Origin of the sequence: Mesorhizobium sp. M0208 (genome assembly GCF_040322015.1) — a bacterium.
In the GTDB taxonomy this organism is placed as follows: Bacteria; Pseudomonadota; Alphaproteobacteria; order Rhizobiales; family Rhizobiaceae; genus Mesorhizobium.
Genome location: NZ_JAMYSP010000001.1, coordinates 100,730 through 116,509 on the forward strand (window position 1 = coordinate 100,730; position 15,780 = coordinate 116,509).

Sequence of the window (15,780 nt, forward strand, 5' to 3'; positions counted from 1 at the left end):
GGTGCGCATGGCAAAGCCGTTGCTCGAAATGTCGGCCGCGAGGGTCTTCTTCGATGGCATCTTCACCAGCCCGCGCGTCGCGCATCCGGAAGGCGTGGCGATCCATCGCGACGGCTCGATCTGGTGCGGCACCGAAACCGGCGACCTGCTGCGCTTGGCCGCCGATGGCGGCTCGGTCGAACGCATGGGCGGCACGGAAGGCTTTCTGCTCGGCATCGCCTTCGATAGCGCGGGAAACTGTTTTGCATGCGATTTGAGACATTCGGCGACCTTTCGCTGGGATGCCGCGACGGCTGATATGACGCGCTTCGCCTCGGCGGGCATCCGCGTGCCGAACTATCCGATCGTCGACGAGGCGCGCGGCTGGCTCTACGTTTCCGACAGCCTCGGCGAAGACAACCGCTCCGGCATCTTCCGCTATGATCTGCAGACCGGCGAAGGCGGCCTGTGGTGCCGCGAGACCATGGCCTTCGCCAACGGCATGGCGATGGCGCCGGATGGCAATGGGCTTTACGTCGTGGAAAGCCATGCGGCCTGCGTCAGCTATGTGCCGATCCGTGCCGACGGCACGGCAAGACCTCGCCAGCTCGTCGTGGACGGCGTGAACAACGTCCCTGATGGCGTCGCCTTGGCCCCGGACGGTTCGCTGTTCATCTCGTGCTACGAGCCGAGCCGCATCTATCGCTGGCGACAGGATAGCGGGCTCGAGGTGCTGATCGAGGATCCGGCGGCAACCACGCTCGCCCATCCCACCAACATCGCCTTCAAGGGCGACAAGCTCTACACCGCAAATCTCGGCCGCTGGCACATTACCGAAATCGACTTGACGGCGATTCCATAGATCTGGGCAGCGGCGGCGCCCTATGCCAGGCGGCCGTGACTGGAGCGGATGCGCAGCACCTGCACCCTCGACGGCAGCTCGATCAGGAACTCATCGTCACGCTCCAGATGGTGGATCCTCGTCGGATCGCCGCCGGTGAACGCCGCCATCGCCTCGACGTTTTCCCAATAGGAGATCGTCACGAATTCCGAATGGCTCGGCGTGTCCTCGCGAAAGGTCTGCACGCCCAGTGCCTTCTCGATCAGCGGCTTGATGCCGGCTTCGTAATTGTAACTCTCGTAGGCATCCGCCTTTTCAGGCACGGTTCTGCCGCGCCAGATACGGGCGATGGTCGGAGTTTTCTCCGTAATTTTCTCTGTCATGGCCAACGAATCCCTGCTGGTCTGATTGGTCCGCCGGCGTTCGAATGCCAGCCAAGGAACGGATCTCCCCGGCTGGCAGCCTGGTATCCCGTTGCCAGCGACTTTTCATCTTCCCGGCCGACGTAGGTGGCGCTGCTCGGCTAGGCCTCTTGCCGACCGGTGGGAGACTTACTCCTGATCCTCGGTGCCGCCTCCGTGAAAGAAGGACCGGATTTCCTGCATGTCGACGCTGCCGTCACCGTCCTCATCGACGGCGTTGAATATCCGCCCGACGAAATCCTGGACTTCTGCCTGAGAAAGCGCGCCGTCGCCATCGGCATCGACTATGGCGAACATCATTCGCATCCTCGCGCCATGCATCCCCCGTCCCATGCCACCGCCGCCACCCGTCTCCCAGCCTCGGTCAGGCGGGCCCATCCTGTAGTCGCGATGCCAGCGGTCGCGACCGCGCCGTTCCGCCCGGGGCGCGCGATCCTCTTGCATTCTCTCCTCCAGCATCTCGGTCATCATCTGGCGCATCATATCGCGCATGGCATCCTGGCTCTGCCCGCTCATTCCGGGCGCCGGAGCTGCGGGCGCGGGCGGGCTCGTCTGGCCGAATGCCGGCGCGGCCAACATGGCCAGCACCGCGGCAACTACAGTGGTTTTGCTTGCGAGCGTCATCGTAATCTCCATCGGTATGAATTGGTGGCTGCTGCATCCAAGCCAAACCGGCTGCTCGCCTCATGGTTCCTGGTCAGTCGGCTCGGCGGCGCAAAAGTCCGCCTGGTCGCGGCAACGAAAGCCGCTTGCCCACGTTGCCGTTGATGCGAAGCTCCACCAGGAGGAAAAAATGGCCGACGATAAGAGCAAGCGAGATTTCCGCGACCGCGATCGCGTTTCGGCGGAAGACGACCGTGAAGTCGAGTATTTTGCCCAGCAGAACGGCATCACCGCCGACCAGGTCCGTCAGCTGATCAAGAGCTTCGGCAATGATCGCGGCCGCCTGGTCGAAGCCGCGAAGGCGTTGCGGGGGATTTCACCTGCCGGAGCCGACGAGGTGACCAGGGAAGCCCGCCAGCAGGCGACACCCATGCATCTCGGCAAACCCGACGAGTGATGCCAGGCAGCTGCTCTGCCGCTGCCGCAGGCGTCAGAATTTGCGGCTCAGATAATCCGAGCCGCGCAGGCCGAACCGCCACTCGGCATCGATAGCCTTGGAAATGCCGATCCGGCGGCCTGTAAGAATGGCGCTGGCGTCGCCCGGCTGCCTGAATTCGAATGGCGGCACGTCCAGTGGCAGCCCGTCATGGAATGTGTCGATTGCCAGCGCCTGGCAAAGACGACCGGGTCCCGAGCAAAGCAGCCGGGGGTCGTCAACGCCGCGATTGGCCCGCATAACCTCCAGCCCGGATTGCGGTTCGATTGCGCGGATGAGCACGGCACTGCCGGGCAGGCACACGGCATTGAGGCACCAGTGCAGGCCATAGGAGCGATAGACATAGGCGCTGCCTGGGGTGCCGAACATTGCGCCATTGCGCACCGTCCTGCCACCGAAAGCATGCGAAGCCGGGTCATCGGGGCGATAGGCCTCGGTCTCGACGATGATGCCGCCAACGCCGTGCAAAAGCAGCGTCGCCCCAATCATGTCGCGCGCCACGGTGGTGGCGTCTCGGGCAAAGAATTCCTGGTTCGTGGTCAACGTGCACCGGACTGATCGCGCCTCAACCTGGCGCGTCAGCAAGTTCTCGGACCGGAAGCAAAATGTCCAGCCACTGCTCTCGGATCTGCGATATTCAGCGCAGCATGGCTGCGCCGATGAAAACCGCCGCGGCGAGCACGACGATGGCGGCAATCACCAGCACCGGCCCATATCGGCGCGGCCGGACGTCTGGCTCATCCTTCAGCGGACGCATCGCATTGGCATAGCTCGCCTGGTTGGTGAACTCCGGCTTTTCATGAGGCGCAGACCGATCCTTTGCCGGAACGCTGCCGGCCGATTCCGCGTCCGTTTCCATGGGAGCCGCGGCCGGATCGATTCCCGGTGTCTTATCGCCTTCGCGCCCGGCGTCGATATCGCCCCGCGCTTGAGCCGGGCTTCGCCCAACAGGTGCTGCGTCGGTCATCGTCGAGGTCCTTTCAGAGCATCGGCCTCAAGCATTCTAACCTGCGTCTCATTTCAAAGTTCCCATGTTCAAAGTTCCCCTTTTTAAAGTTCCCCCCTTCTTAAAGTTCCAACAAGCGGAAGCCGCCTGGGCCTGTTTACAGGAACAACCGGCGATCGAGCGGGTTGAGCAAGCATCGGGAGAGCAACATGGACTTGGTGCGCCACGCGCCTACATGCGCGGCAGTTCGACAACGGGCCCCAGCGAGCGCGCATGATCTACTTCACCGCCGACACGCATTTCAGCGACCCGCGCATTTTGCGCATCGACCGCCGCCCGTTCGGCTCGCTGGCGGAGCATGATCGGGCACTCATTGCGTTCTGGAACGAGACTGTCGGCCCGGACGACGAGGTCTGGCACCTCGGCGATTTTGCCAGGGGCTCGGCGTCCTTCGTGTCGTCACTGCTGTCGTCTCTTCATGGCAGCAAGCACTTGATCATCGGCAACAACGATGCTGCGGCCACCATTGACGCGACGGGTTGGGCGAGCACGCAACACTACAAGGAGCTGACGCTCGATGGCAGCCTGCTGATCCTTTGCCACTATCCTTTTCGCACCTGGAACCAGATCGGCAGGAGGTCGATCGACCTGCATGGCCATTCGCACGGCCGGCTCACCCCGGTCACGCGCCAGTATGACGTTGGTGTCGACAGCTGGGATTTTCGTCCGGTCACGCTTCCCACCATCCTCGCCAGCCGCGGCCGCCGGCCGGCACGGGCAAAACCCGGCTGAAGGCGGCTGGCCGCAACCGGAACCTCTGCGGAGCTGAGGCGTTCGAAAAATTGCAAGGCGTAACGGCAACGCAATGGCTCAGAAGATCACGACAGGCATGAATGACCGGCCGCGCAATGAAACCATCGGCCAATCCGGCGAAGGCCTGCCGGACGACAGCAGCAAGCCGCTCGAGGTCGACGAAGGCTTGGTCGCCCGGTTGAGAAACAAGCTGCAGGGCAAGCCCCGGCAAGCCGCTCAATCCAACATGGACGAGGTTCCGGCAGGCGTCCCCGGCGCTGGCGAGAACATTTGCCGCCGCTGTGCAGGGTCAGGCATGATCGACGGCCGAACCTGCCCCGAATGCGGCGGAACCGGCAAGGTGACGACGCCGATAGGCTGAGGCTAGAGCAATTCCAGGAAAAGTGTGAAACGGTTTTCCGTCCGGAATTGCGTCAAAAAAGATAGACCGGTTCTGCGTTTCCGTAAAACGATGAATCGTCTAGCGTGGATCAGATCGCCGGCACCCACTTCCAGAACACGCCCTCCTTGCGGTCGGGGTAGTGCTTGAAGTCGCATTCGAAGCGCCAACCGTAATTCTTGGCGGCGGCAAGCGCCTCCTTGCTGACCGGGTTCATGCCGGTTCCCGGCGCAAACCAGTCCTCCAGCAAATCGTCGGGTATGTAGGCGCCGATCCTCAACGGCAGCTTTTCGAGGACGACATCCATTTCGGGCGGTGCGGGCACGGGGGGCGCTCCCTTCGGGGTCTATCCACGAACAACTCGTTCAACGCCAAGCGGGTTCATTCTTTTGTTCATAGTCCTGGAACGCTTTCTGGAGACCGCCGATCACCTCGGCGGACGTCTCGAACATCGCCTTCAGCTGCGGCTCATCGACCTTCTCAATGTCCTCGCGAAGGTGCTGTTTCACCTCCTCCAATTTCTTCTGCATCTTCTGCGTGTGGTGGCGCGGATCGCGGTCGGCAGCGCTTGTCATGATCAATCTCCAATTTGCGGATCTCGGAGAACTCGGCCCGGCCTCTGAGGATCGCCAGGTGGGTTTGCAGTGTAAACGGCTGGCCGATAGCTGTGGTTCCCGATTGCGGAGACGGTCTGCGCGGGCCTCGGCTCGCCATTCTCGTTCTCGGCCGACCGGTAGAGGCGGTGACAAGACAAGTCGGAGAGGTCGCTTCCAATGAATTCGAGACGCAGCAGTCGAAACGAGCATAGATGAAGCTGGGAACTGATGGCGCCTCTAGCCAAGGACGGTAATCCGCCACCAATATCCTACGCCTCGTTCGCGATCCATTCGAGCGAGGCGCCATGCGGGTCAGTCCAAGCTACAGGGGAGCCATTCGCAGATAAGAGGAAGCGGCCGGGCGGCCAGCTTGTTTCGGCGCGTGTGGCGATGGACGGGAAGACGCGAGGGAATTCGTTCGATACCCAATAAGGCGAGAGACGCATCGCCTGCTCGGCGAAAGCTTCTCTGTCACCAGGGTCGGAGACATAGTCGAGGACGGCTGTGTGAAAGATGACGAGTGTAGCGTCGTTCGGCGCTTCGTTGCAGAGTTGCACGAGGTCGCTCCCGCGCAGGTCGCCCTTCACCACCCGAGGCTTGACTGTGGCAGCGATCTTCAGGGCCGCCCGTAGATTGGCGAGCCGTGCTGTCTGTTCCGGCCAGACCAGTGTCTCAAGCCATGCGACTTGCGAGTCGTCCGAAGCATCTATCGGGCTCAGGTCCAATCCCGCCCGCCAGACGACTTGCGGCAAGGCCGTCGGCAATGGCGTTGTTTCGCTGGCGAAGCATCGGAAGACAGGCTGCTCCAAGGCCATCGCGGGTCCGCGGATCACCGTGCGTCCATAGTCATAGCCGTAGAGGTCCGGCATGAGGCAGAGCCCTGCGGATGTCCCGACCTCGATGAGCGCCAGCGGCTGCGACAACCGCGCCAGGACGGGGAGCAGGGTGGCGTATCTTCCCGGCTCATTGGTTTGCGTTGAGCGCTCGAGCATAAGCGAGCGGATAGCGTCTGGATTAGCCTGAAGCGCCTGGCGAAACTCGGTCCACCCTGTCGGCGTACCGAACAGGTGACGCACCGCGGCAAGTAGAAGGTTCGGTTGCCGCTTTAGGTCCGGAAGGGTCGACAGGAAACCGAGCGCCTCCCGATCCCCAGCGACTGCCCGAGCCAACTCCTCGTAGAGCGGCGAGCGACCGCGAGCTTCCGTATCGGCGAAGCGAATATATCGGGCTGAGATCTCGGCCAAGCCCTCCTCGTCCATATCCGCTGATCCTCGGTCCCGACGTCTCATCACAGTACATGATCCACGGATCTTATTGGAGCTATGCCCGGCGTTTTTGCACAAGCTTGACCCTCCGCGGACTTCCCGCGGTCGCCTACTTAACCGTTGCGCTAGGAGGTTGTACGCAATCCAAAAATCTGGGGAACTGTTCGTAATTGGTGGCTCATCCAAGGGGTGCAGTCCACCATGTCTCCGGTATAAACCATTACCCATGTCTCCGGGTCGTACCCTTGAGAAATGGCGCACCCGACAGGATTCGAACCTGTGACCTCTGCCTTCGGAGGGCAGCGCTCTATCCAGCTGAGCTACGGGTGCCTTCAGGATCGGCGATCCGGAAAACGAACCAGCCGGTAAACCGGCCAGCCCCGGCTTCTTAGCGGAAGCCGGGCCGGGCTTCAACGGGCAAGTGGAGTTTGCACGAAATCCGGTCAACGTTTTGAACCGCGCTCTTGATCGGATTGAGCTTACCCAATAGAGCCAAGGAGGGGGATATCAATTAATGGACAAACGAAGCCTCACCGAACGCGACATCTGCACGAAATTCATTCTGCCCGCCGTTAAGCTCGCCGGATGGGACGAGATGTTGCAGGTTCGGGAGGAGGTCTATTTCACCAAGGGCCGCATTATCGTACGTGGCAAGCTGGTGACGCGTGGCAAGGCAAAAAAAGCCGACCTCGTTCTCTACTATAAGCCGAATATCCCCATCGCCTTGATCGAAGCGAAGGACAACAACCACGGCGTTGGCGATGGTATCCAGCAGGGCCTCGACTATGCCGCGACGCTGGACATCCCTTTCGTCTTTTCCTCAAACGGCGACGGTTTCGTCTTTCACGACCGCACGGGCCAGAGCGACACCAAGGAGGCGAACCTCGGCATGGACGCCTTTCCGTCGCCCGCCAATCTTTGGGCACGCTATCGCGCCTGGAAGGGCCTCGACCCGGAAGCAGAACAGATCGTGCTTCAGGATTATTTCGACGACGGCAGCGGCAAAGCACCCCGCTATTATCAGGTAAACGCCGTCAATGCCGCGATCGAGGCCATCGCCAAGGGGCGCGATCGCGTGCTGCTCGTCATGGCGACGGGGACGGGCAAGACCTACACGGCATTTCAGATCATCTGGCGCCTGTGGAAGGCGGGTCGCAAGAAACGCATACTCTTCCTTGCCGACCGCAACGTGTTGATCGACCAGACGATGGTGAACGACTTCCGCCCGTTCGGCGCGGCGATGGCGAAGCTTTCGACGAACGCAAAGACCATTGAGCGGCAGGACGGCACCACGGTCGATCTGACACTGGCGCTCGACAGGAAGCGGCGCATCGACACCGCCTTCGAGGTCTATCTCGGTCTCTATCAAGCGATCACCGGACCGGAGGAGCGCCAGAAGCTCTACAAAGAGTTCTCCCCCGGCTTCTTCGACCTAATTGTCATCGACGAATGCCATCGCGGCAGCGCGGCCGAGGATTCCGCGTGGCGCGAAATCCTCACCCACTTTTCCGGTGCAACGCAGATCGGCCTGACTGCCACGCCGAAAGAAACGGAATACGTTTCAAACGCCGATTATTTCGGCGAGCCAATCTTCACCTATTCATTGCGCCAGGGCATCAGTGACGGCTTCCTTGCACCCTACAAAGTCATCAAGGTCCACATCGATCGCGACATTGAGGGCTATCGCCCGGAACTTGGGCAACTCGACCGAGATGGTAACGAAGTCGAGGATCGAATCTATAACGCTAAGGATTTCGACCGGACGCTGGTTCTTGACGACCGCACTTTGCTTACCGCCAAGAAGGTCACCGAATTTCTAAAGGAAACCGGCGACCGCTTCCAGAAAACCATCGTGTTCTGCGTTGACCGGGAGCACGCAGCGCGTATGCGACAGGCACTCATCAACGAGAACAAGGATCTTTGCGACGAGAACCACCGATATGTCATGCGGATCACCGGCGGTGACAGCGATGGCCAGGACCAGCTTGGCAATTTCCTTGACCCGGAATCGAAGTATCCCGTTCTAGTCACGACCTCGCGGCTTTTGTCCACCGGGGTTGACGCGCAGACCTGTCGGCTAATCGTGCTCGATCGCACGGTAGGGTCGATGACCGAGTTCAAGCAAATCGTCGGGCGCGGCACCCGCGTTCACGAGGATACCAAGAAATTCTACTTCACGTTGATCGACTTTCGTGGCGCGACCAATCATTTCGCTGACCCAGAATTCGATGGGGATCCGGTGCAGATTTACGAACCCAGCGAAGACGATCCGATCACACCGCCCGACGATACTGTCGTCGGTCTTGGTGAAGGTGATCAAGCGCCATACGAACCGGGCGATAGCGAAACCATAATCGATCAGCCGGGCGTTCCGCTACCGCCGGGCAACCACGTGCGCAAGATTTACGTGGACGGCGTCGGCGCCCGCATCGTCGCCGAGCGCGTCGAATATCTTGACGAGAACGGCAAGCTCGTCACCGAAAGCCTGCGCGATTTCACTAAGACGGCGTTGAAGAAGCGTTTCGCCAGTCTCGACGATTTCCTCAGACGCTGGAAATCTGCTGAACGCAAACACGCGATCGTTGAGGAACTGGAAGCCGAGGGCCTGGCGCTTGACGCCATCGCAGATGAACTGGGCAAGAACCTCGATCCCTTCGATCTGATCTGCCACGTGGCATTCGACAAGAAACTTTTGACACGCCGCGAGCGTGCCGAAAACGTCAAGAAGCGCGACGTGTTCACCAAATACGGGCCACAAGCCCGGGCCGTGCTCGATGCGCTGCTCGAAAAATATCGGGACGAAGGCGTAATCCATCTCGACGACGCCAACGTGCTGAAGGTGACGCCCTTCACTGCGATGGGCAGCGTCGTCCAACTAATCAAGGCGTTCGGCGGCAAGGAGGGCTTTGAAAAGGCCGTCCACGAAATGCAGGACGCCCTTTACCAGGAGATCGCATAGCCAATGATTGTCCGCACCACTGTCAAATCCATCCAGGACATCATGCGCCAGGATGTTGGCGTTGATGGCGACGCACAGCGCATCAGCCAGTTGTGTTGGATGTTCTTCCTCAAGATCATCGACGACCAGGATCAAGAACTTGAACTGACTAAGGACGGCTACCACTCGCCGATTCCGGAAAAACTCCAGTGGCGCAACTGGGCGGCCGACCCAGAAGGCATCACCGGGCAAGCCATGCTCGATTTCATCAATGATGAACTTTTCCCTGCATTGAAAGGCCTGCAGCTCACTGGAAAACCGGGCGACCGGCGCCGCGTAGTGCGCGACGTGTTCGAGGACGCGTACAATTACATGAAATCCGGACACCTCATCCGGCAGGTCTTAAACAAGATCAACGAGGTTGATTTCAATAATCTCGACGAGCGGCGGCACTTCGGCGAGTTCTATGAGCAGTTGCTGAATGATCTTCAATCGGCAGGCAATGCCGGCGAATATTATACACCGCGCGCCGTGACTGCCTTCATGGTTGATCGCATTGACCCGCGCCCAGGAGAAACGCTGTTCGATCCTGCCTGCGGCACGGGTGGCTTTCTCACCTGCGCTATTCGTCACATGGAAAAAGGCTACGTCCGCACGCCCGCGCAGCGTGAGACGATGCAGGGCGCACTTCGCGCGGTGGAAAAAAAGCAGCTTCCGCACATGCTCTGCGTCACCAACATGCTGCTGCACGGCATCGAGGACCCGAGCTTCGTGCGCCACGACAACACGTTGGCCCGCCCGCTGATTTCATGGAGCAAGGACGAGCGCGTCGATATCGTCGTCACCAATCCGCCCTTCGGCGGGCGCGAGGAAGACGGCATCGAGAACAATTTTCCGACCTTCCGTACCAAGGAAACGGCGGACCTGTTCCTGGCGCTGATCGTGCGCCTCTTGAAACCGAATGGTCGCGCCGCCGTGGTTCTGCCCGATGGCACGCTGTTCGGGGAGGGCGTGAAGACGCGGCTCAAGGAACATCTGATGGAGGAGTGCAACCTCCACACCATCGTCCGCCTGCCCAATTCCGTGTTCAAGCCCTATGCATCGATCGGCACTAACCTGTTGTTCTTCGAGAAGGGCGCGCCAACGAAAGACATTTGGTTCTACGAGCATCGCGTGCCGGAAGGCCAGAAAGCCTATTCGATGACAAAGCCGATCCGGCTGGAGCATTTCGAGGGCTGCATTGACTGGTGGGGCGGCAAGGATCGCGAGGGCCGCGAGGAGACGCCGCAGGCGTGGCGCGTCACGGCCGAGGAGGTCAAGGCGCGCGGCTACAATCTCGACATCAAGAACCCGCACGCGGTGGCGGACGATCATGGCGACCCGGAAACGCTGCTGGCCGACCTCGCCCGCGCCGAAGCCGAAACGGTGGGATTGCGGGATCAGTTGAAGGCGATCCTCGCCGAGGCGCTGGCCCGATGAATGCGCAACGGCTATTGGCGCATTACGAGAAGATCGCCGACGCGCCCGACGCAATCGCACGGCTGCGCCGCTTCATTCTCGATCTGGCGGTGCGCGGCAAACTCGTCCCGCAAGATACGAACGACGAACCGGCATCGGAATTGCTGAAGCGGATCGCAAAGGAGAAACTAGATCAATCCGATTTGCCGCAAGGATGGCGTCGAGCCAAGGTCGGTTCGATCCTAGATTTCCAATACGGCAAAGGCTTGAAGGCAAGCGAACGATTAGACGAAGGCCCAGTGCCCGTGTTCGGTTCAAATGGGATCGTCGGCTTCACCGATGAACCACTGACGGTGCGCCCTTCGATCATCGTAGGCCGTAAAGGATCAGCTGGTGCCTTGACTCTCTGCGATGGCCCGTCGTGGACGACCGACGTTGCCTACTTCGTCGAGTCTCCGCTATTCCTTAATCTTCGATTTCTGTTAAACGCGCTTGCGGCTCTCGATTTGGACAAGCTCGGAAAGGGCGTGAAACCCGGCTTAAGCCGTTCCGACGCATACGAGCAGATAATCGCCCTCCCACCCCTCGCTGAGCAGCACCGCATAGTCGCCAAGGTCGATGAGCTGATGGGTCTCTGCGATCGGCTGGCGGCAGGGCGGGGAAACCGCGAGGGGTTACGCGACAGGTTGACGGCGTCGAGCCTCGCCCGCCTCAACGCGCTTGATGCCGAAACCTTCCTGGCCGACGCCCGCTTCGTCCTCGACGCGCTGCCCGCCCTCACCACGCGCCCCGACCAGATCAATGCCCTGCGCCAGACCATCCTCAACCTCGCCGTGCGCGGCAAGCTGGTGCCGCAGGACGAGAAGGACGAACCAGCGTCGGAACTGCTGAAGCGGATCGCGAAGGCAAAGGCTGAACGGAAGAAGAAGACCGGCGACGCACGGATCAAGATGGAGCCCGATCCGACGCCCGACGAACTCGAAATGGCGCTTCCCTCGGGATGGGCCGTTCAATCATTCGAGAACCTCTTTCTGTTCATCGACTATCGCGGGAACACGCCTCCCAAGACGGATGAAGGAATCCCACTCATCACCGCGAAGAACATTCGCATGGGCTACCTGAACCGTGAGCCGCGCGAATACATATCGAAGGTGACTTTCAAGACGTGGATGAAGCGCGGCTTCCCCGAGATCGGCGACTTGTTCTTCACCACGGAGGCGCCGCTCGCAAACATCTGCCTGAACGATATCCAGGAACCATTTGCACTCGCGCAACGCGCCATCTGCTTTCAGCCATATGCGATGATTGATACAAAGTTCCTGATGTTCGCGGTGATGAGCGATCTGATGCAGTCGCTGATCGACAAGCACGCAACCGGCATGACGGCCAAGGGCATCAAGGCGGCCAACTTGAAGCCGCTTCCGATCCCGATCCCGCCCCTCGCCGAGCAGCACCGCATCGTCGCAAAGGTTGATGCGCTGATGGCGCTCTGCGACCGGCTAGAGGCGAGCCTCAATACTACCGCCGCCACCCGCCGGCGCCTCCTCGACGCGCTGCTGGCCGAAGCGCTAGCGCCGGTCGAGAATCGAGAACTGCAGGCAGCGGAATGACGACAAGGCTCGTCGACTCAGGTTGGTCGCGGGAAGTCGCCGAGGCCATTCGCGAGGATGCAAGCGAGTTGCGGATCATTTCCCCGTTTATAAAAGCGGGCGCATTGCGACGCTTGCTTTCAGGGGTCCGAAAACCGTTCAGGCTATCACCCGGTTCAATTTGTCAGATTTCGCGGAAGGCGTCAGCGACGTTGTGGCCCTGCGGCGGCTGCTGGAGGTCGGAGGGACGGTGCGCGGCGTCAGGAACCTGCACGCTAAGATGTACCTGTTCGGATCAAACAGAGCGATCGTGACATCTGCCAATCTGACGGAGGCCGCGCTCACCCGAAACCACGAGTTCGGCTTGGTTTCCCAAGATGCAGAAATCATCGCGGCGTGCCGCCGCTATTTCGATGATCTTTGGATGCGCAGCGGTGCCGACCTTACGGTCCAGCAGCTCGATAAATGGGACGAAACGGTGACGCACCATCGAGCGAAAGGCGGGCGCCCAAATCTCCCCATCGGCCTCGGCGACTTTGGCGCCGACGCAGGGATAGTCGACTCTCCGGCAACCTTGCCCATAAATGTTGCCGATGCTCCCCAGGCATTTGTGAAGTTTCTTGGTGAGGGCGACAATCGGGTTCCATTAGCATTCCCCACGATCGAGGAAATAGAGCGATCTGGTTGCCATTGGGCTGTCGCATACCCCGCCACAAAGCGGCCGCGAATGGTTAAGGACGATGCGGTGATCTTCATCGCACGACTGACATACGATCCGAATGACATCCGGGTTTTTGGGCTTGCGATAGGCATGCATCATGTGCCGGCACGAGACGATGCCACGCCCGAAGACATTACTCACCGCGATTGGAAAGCAACGTGGTCCCGCTATATTCGCGTCCACCATGCCGAATTTGTTGCAGGCACGATGGCCAACGGCATCTCTCTCAACGAACTCATGGGTGCTCTCGGCGCAAATTCGTTCGCGTCGACGAAGCGCAATGCATCACGTGGCGAAGGGAACACTGATCCGAGAAAGGCTTACCAACAACAAGCAGCGGTTGAGCTTTCTAACCAAGGCACATCGTGGCTTAGTGAGCGATTGCAGGCCGCGTTCGACCAGCATGGCAAAGTGCCTCAGGATGAACTCGACAAACTTGATTGGCCGGATAACGTCCGGCCATATCCGTAGACCAACCTCTCACTGCTGCTCGGCATACAGCAGCCGCGTCGTCGCGTTCGCCGTCGCCGTCGACAGGCTGCGCTGGATCAGCGCCTCGACATGGTCGTTGCGCTGGCGCGCACTGTCGGCGCCCATCACCACGATGATCAGCCTGTGCCCGTCTGCATTATAGGAGGTAACGATGTTGAAGCCCGAAGCTCTGATGTAGCCGGTCTTGATGCCGTCGACGCCGCGCACCCGGCCGAGCATGTCGTTGTGGCCGCGCACCAGCCTGCCGCGGAACATGAAGTCGCTGTCGGAGAAATAGTGGAAATGCTGCGGGAAGCGGGTGTGCAGCGCCATGCCGAGCACCGCCATGTCACGCGCCGTCGTGTGCTGGTCGCCATCCGGCAGGCCCGAGGCGTTGCGGAAGACGGTGCTGCTCATGCCGATCTGGCGCGCCTTGGCGGTCATCATGCCGGCGAACGCCTCTTCGCTGCCGCCGAGATATTCGGCAACGGCGACCGCCACGTCATTGGCCGATTTGACGACGATGGCGCGGATCGCCGAATCGACGTCGATCGTCTCGCCGCGCCTGAACCGCAGCTTGGTCGGCGGCTGCCGCGCGGCGTAGTCCGACACCGGAATTTGCGTCTCCTTGCTGATCCGCCCCGACTCCAGCGCCTCGAAAAGAAGGTAGAGCGTCATCATCTTGGTCAGTGACGCCGGATAGCGTGGCGCCGTGGAATTGACCTCGAACAGCGTCTTGCCGGTGCCGGCGTCGATGACCATCGCGGCATATTTCTGCGGCGGCGCCGGCACGGCCAGCACGCTGTCGGGCGGCGTCACCGTCGTGCAGCCGGCGGCAAACAGCAGCAGCGCCAGCACCGCGACGTAATTGTGGATGAGCGAAAAGAAGCGCAAGGCGGACAAGTCGGTTCCGAAGGCAGGCTGTTTCCGAGACGAGGCGAAGCTATCTTACCGCAAAGGCGCAGTCCATTTGGTTAATATCGGTCGGGGCCTGGATTGGTGCCCTGTCCACAGGCCCACGTGGCCGCTGTGCCGAGCCGGCTGAGGGGAATTGCCGGCCACCACGCTTGCGCAACCGGCGGCGAGTGGGCTTTGCTGGCGCCGGCAGAATCGGGCCGCCTGAATTCGGGCTGGCAGAATCGGTAGGTGCACATGGATACGGTCACGATCACGGCAAAAGGCATTTCGGTATCGGTCGATCTTGCCGTCGGCCATCTCGCCGACATGGCGGTCGATATCGATGGCCTTCGGCTGAACCCTTTGCATCGCGCACCCTGGGTCGGCGAGCCGCGCGAGACGCTGCCGAAAGATCTGCCTGAAGGTACGGTCCACCTGTCCGGCGATTTCCTCTGCGCGCCGTTCTCGATCAGCGACGTCGAAGAGGCACCTTTGCATGGCTGGCCGGCCAATAGTCGCTGGGACGTCGTCGACAGCGCGGCAACGGTCGATGGCTGGCGCGCCGTCTTGCGGCTGCAGCGCCCGGTCATGGGCGCGAGCGTCGACAAGATCCTGATCGTGCGCGACGATCATCCCTTTCTCTATCAGGAGCACGTCTTTTCCGGCGGGGCCGGCGCCATTCCGGTCGCCCACCATCCGATGACGGTGATGAAGGCCGGCGGCAGGCTGGCGTTCTCGCCGAAGCGCCTTGCCGCGACGCCGAACGAGCCGCCGGAGCCCGATCCGGCCCGCGGCCGCTCTTTGCTCGCCTACCCGGCGCGCAGCACCGACCTGACGCGCTTTCCCGCCGCCGACGGCGGCACGATCGACCTGACCGCCTATCGCATGGACCAGCTGCGTGAGGACTTCGTCACGCTGGTCGAGGCCGACCATGGCGGACCGGGCTGGACCGCGCTGGCGCGCCAGGCGGAAGCCGACCTCGTGCTGGTGCTGAAGAACCCGGCCGAACTGCCGGTCACCATGCTGTGGGTCAGCAATGGCGGGCGCGATTACGCGCCATGGAGCGGCCGCCACCGCGGCGTGCTCGGCATCGAGGACGGCCGCACGGCCGTCGGCCATGCCGCGTCGCTCGGCGACAACTGGCTGAAGCATGAAGGCGTGGCGACCGCCTTTGCCCTTGCTGAAGGGCGCCGCTTTTCGTTCCGCCATGTCATCGGCGCGCTGCCATGGCCATCCGGCGAGCCGCCGCGCGACGTCACGACCTCGCCGGGCCGCATGCGCATCCTGGCGGCTGACGGTGCCGAGCGCGACATCGGCTTCGACAACGATTTCCTGCGGATCAGCCAGTCCAGGCCCGATTGAAGGC

At 61.3% G+C, this 15,780-nt stretch carries 17 protein-coding genes and 1 tRNA gene; 9 read left to right on the forward strand and 9 right to left on the reverse strand.

Features of this window, described 5'->3' with window-relative positions; genetic code table 11:
• Positions 1-7: 7 nt before the first annotated feature.
• On the forward strand, positions 8-841 hold the full coding sequence (locus NKJ17_RS00500; protein ID WP_352686298.1) for an SMP-30/gluconolactonase/LRE family protein: 834 nt from the start codon (positions 8-10) through the stop codon (positions 839-841).
• A 20-nt stretch (positions 842-861) separates the two neighbouring features.
• Here the strand turns inward: NKJ17_RS00500 and NKJ17_RS00505 are convergent, their stop codons facing one another.
• Both NKJ17_RS00505 and NKJ17_RS00510 read right to left on the reverse strand, forming a co-directional pair.
• Positions 862-1,203: an antibiotic biosynthesis monooxygenase family protein gene (locus tag NKJ17_RS00505; RefSeq protein ID WP_352686301.1), complete on the reverse strand. Its 342-nt coding sequence runs from the start codon at positions 1,201-1,203 to the stop codon at positions 862-864.
• 168 nt (positions 1,204-1,371) lie between these two features.
• Positions 1,372-1,866 (reverse strand): EF-hand domain-containing protein, encoded by a 495-nt coding sequence (locus NKJ17_RS00510; protein WP_352686303.1) that lies wholly within the window; start codon positions 1,864-1,866, stop codon positions 1,372-1,374.
• A gap of 169 nt (positions 1,867-2,035) precedes the next feature.
• Between NKJ17_RS00510 and NKJ17_RS00515 the strand changes: the two genes are divergently transcribed.
• A complete protein-coding gene (locus tag NKJ17_RS00515) occupies positions 2,036-2,302 on the forward strand; it encodes a DUF3606 domain-containing protein (protein WP_352476970.1) in 267 nt (88 codons plus the stop codon).
• A gap of 33 nt (positions 2,303-2,335) precedes the next feature.
• Here the strand turns inward: NKJ17_RS00515 and NKJ17_RS00520 are convergent, their stop codons facing one another.
• Positions 2,336-2,884, reverse strand: coding sequence for a DNA-3-methyladenine glycosylase (locus NKJ17_RS00520; protein ID WP_352686306.1), 549 nt, complete (start codon positions 2,882-2,884; stop codon positions 2,336-2,338).
• 94 nt (positions 2,885-2,978) lie between these two features.
• Positions 2,979-3,308 carry a hypothetical protein gene (locus NKJ17_RS00525; RefSeq protein WP_352686309.1) on the reverse strand — a complete coding sequence of 110 codons (330 nt, stop codon included), beginning with the start codon at positions 3,306-3,308 and terminating at the stop codon, positions 2,979-2,981.
• 252 nt (positions 3,309-3,560) lie between these two features.
• Here NKJ17_RS00525 and NKJ17_RS00530 point away from each other — a divergent pair, with 252 nt between their 5' ends.
• Together NKJ17_RS00530 and NKJ17_RS00535 are read left to right on the forward strand one after the other, a co-directional pair.
• Positions 3,561-4,079: a metallophosphoesterase gene (locus tag NKJ17_RS00530; protein WP_352686312.1), complete on the forward strand. Its 519-nt coding sequence runs from the start codon at positions 3,561-3,563 to the stop codon at positions 4,077-4,079.
• A 73-nt stretch (positions 4,080-4,152) separates the two neighbouring features.
• Positions 4,153-4,461, forward strand: a complete 309-nt coding sequence (locus NKJ17_RS00535) for a hypothetical protein (RefSeq protein WP_352686679.1) — start codon at positions 4,153-4,155, stop codon at positions 4,459-4,461.
• Between the two features lie 109 nt (positions 4,462-4,570).
• Here NKJ17_RS00535 and NKJ17_RS00540 read toward each other — a convergent pair whose 3' ends face one another.
• The 4 genes from NKJ17_RS00540 to NKJ17_RS00555 all read right to left on the reverse strand — a co-directional run bounded on the left by NKJ17_RS00540 (position 4,571) and on the right by NKJ17_RS00555 (position 6,670).
• Positions 4,571-4,804, reverse strand: a complete 234-nt coding sequence (locus NKJ17_RS00540; RefSeq protein ID WP_254815811.1) for a hypothetical protein — start codon at positions 4,802-4,804, stop codon at positions 4,571-4,573.
• A 40-nt stretch (positions 4,805-4,844) separates the two neighbouring features.
• Complete coding sequence (locus tag NKJ17_RS00545; RefSeq protein ID WP_352474763.1) at positions 4,845-5,054, reverse strand: hypothetical protein; 210 nt, start codon at positions 5,052-5,054, stop codon at positions 4,845-4,847.
• A gap of 290 nt (positions 5,055-5,344) precedes the next feature.
• Positions 5,345-6,334, reverse strand: a complete 990-nt coding sequence (locus NKJ17_RS00550) for a DUF2332 domain-containing protein (RefSeq protein WP_352686315.1) — start codon at positions 6,332-6,334, stop codon at positions 5,345-5,347.
• A 259-nt stretch (positions 6,335-6,593) separates the two neighbouring features.
• A tRNA-Arg gene (locus tag NKJ17_RS00555) sits at positions 6,594-6,670 on the reverse strand.
• Between the two features lie 184 nt (positions 6,671-6,854).
• Between NKJ17_RS00555 and hsdR the strand changes: the two genes are divergently transcribed.
• The 4 genes from hsdR to NKJ17_RS00575 all read left to right on the forward strand — a co-directional run bounded on the left by hsdR (position 6,855) and on the right by NKJ17_RS00575 (position 13,517).
• Positions 6,855-9,299 (forward strand): EcoAI/FtnUII family type I restriction enzme subunit R, encoded by a 2,445-nt coding sequence (hsdR, locus tag NKJ17_RS00560; protein WP_352686317.1) that lies wholly within the window; start codon positions 6,855-6,857, stop codon positions 9,297-9,299.
• 3 nt (positions 9,300-9,302) lie between these two features.
• Complete coding sequence (locus NKJ17_RS00565; protein ID WP_352686319.1) at positions 9,303-10,757, forward strand: type I restriction-modification system subunit M; 1,455 nt, start codon at positions 9,303-9,305, stop codon at positions 10,755-10,757.
• On the forward strand, positions 10,754-12,346 hold the full coding sequence (locus tag NKJ17_RS00570; RefSeq protein ID WP_352686321.1) for a restriction endonuclease subunit S: 1,593 nt from the start codon (positions 10,754-10,756) through the stop codon (positions 12,344-12,346). Before NKJ17_RS00565 ends, NKJ17_RS00570 begins: the two co-directional genes overlap by 4 nt.
• Positions 12,347-12,506: 160 nt before the next feature.
• Positions 12,507-13,517 carry a phospholipase D-like domain-containing protein gene (locus tag NKJ17_RS00575; RefSeq protein ID WP_352686322.1) on the forward strand — a complete coding sequence of 337 codons (1,011 nt, stop codon included), beginning with the start codon at positions 12,507-12,509 and terminating at the stop codon, positions 13,515-13,517.
• A 9-nt stretch (positions 13,518-13,526) separates the two neighbouring features.
• On the opposite strand, the gene NKJ17_RS00580 is transcribed toward NKJ17_RS00575, so the two are convergent.
• Entirely contained in the window at positions 13,527-14,420 is an 894-nt protein-coding gene (locus NKJ17_RS00580; protein WP_352686324.1) for a D-alanyl-D-alanine carboxypeptidase family protein, read from the reverse strand.
• A 249-nt stretch (positions 14,421-14,669) separates the two neighbouring features.
• Here NKJ17_RS00580 and NKJ17_RS00585 point away from each other — a divergent pair, with 249 nt between their 5' ends.
• On the forward strand, positions 14,670-15,776 hold the full coding sequence (locus NKJ17_RS00585; protein ID WP_352686326.1) for a hypothetical protein: 1,107 nt from the start codon (positions 14,670-14,672) through the stop codon (positions 15,774-15,776).
• Positions 15,777-15,780 lie beyond the last annotated feature (4 nt).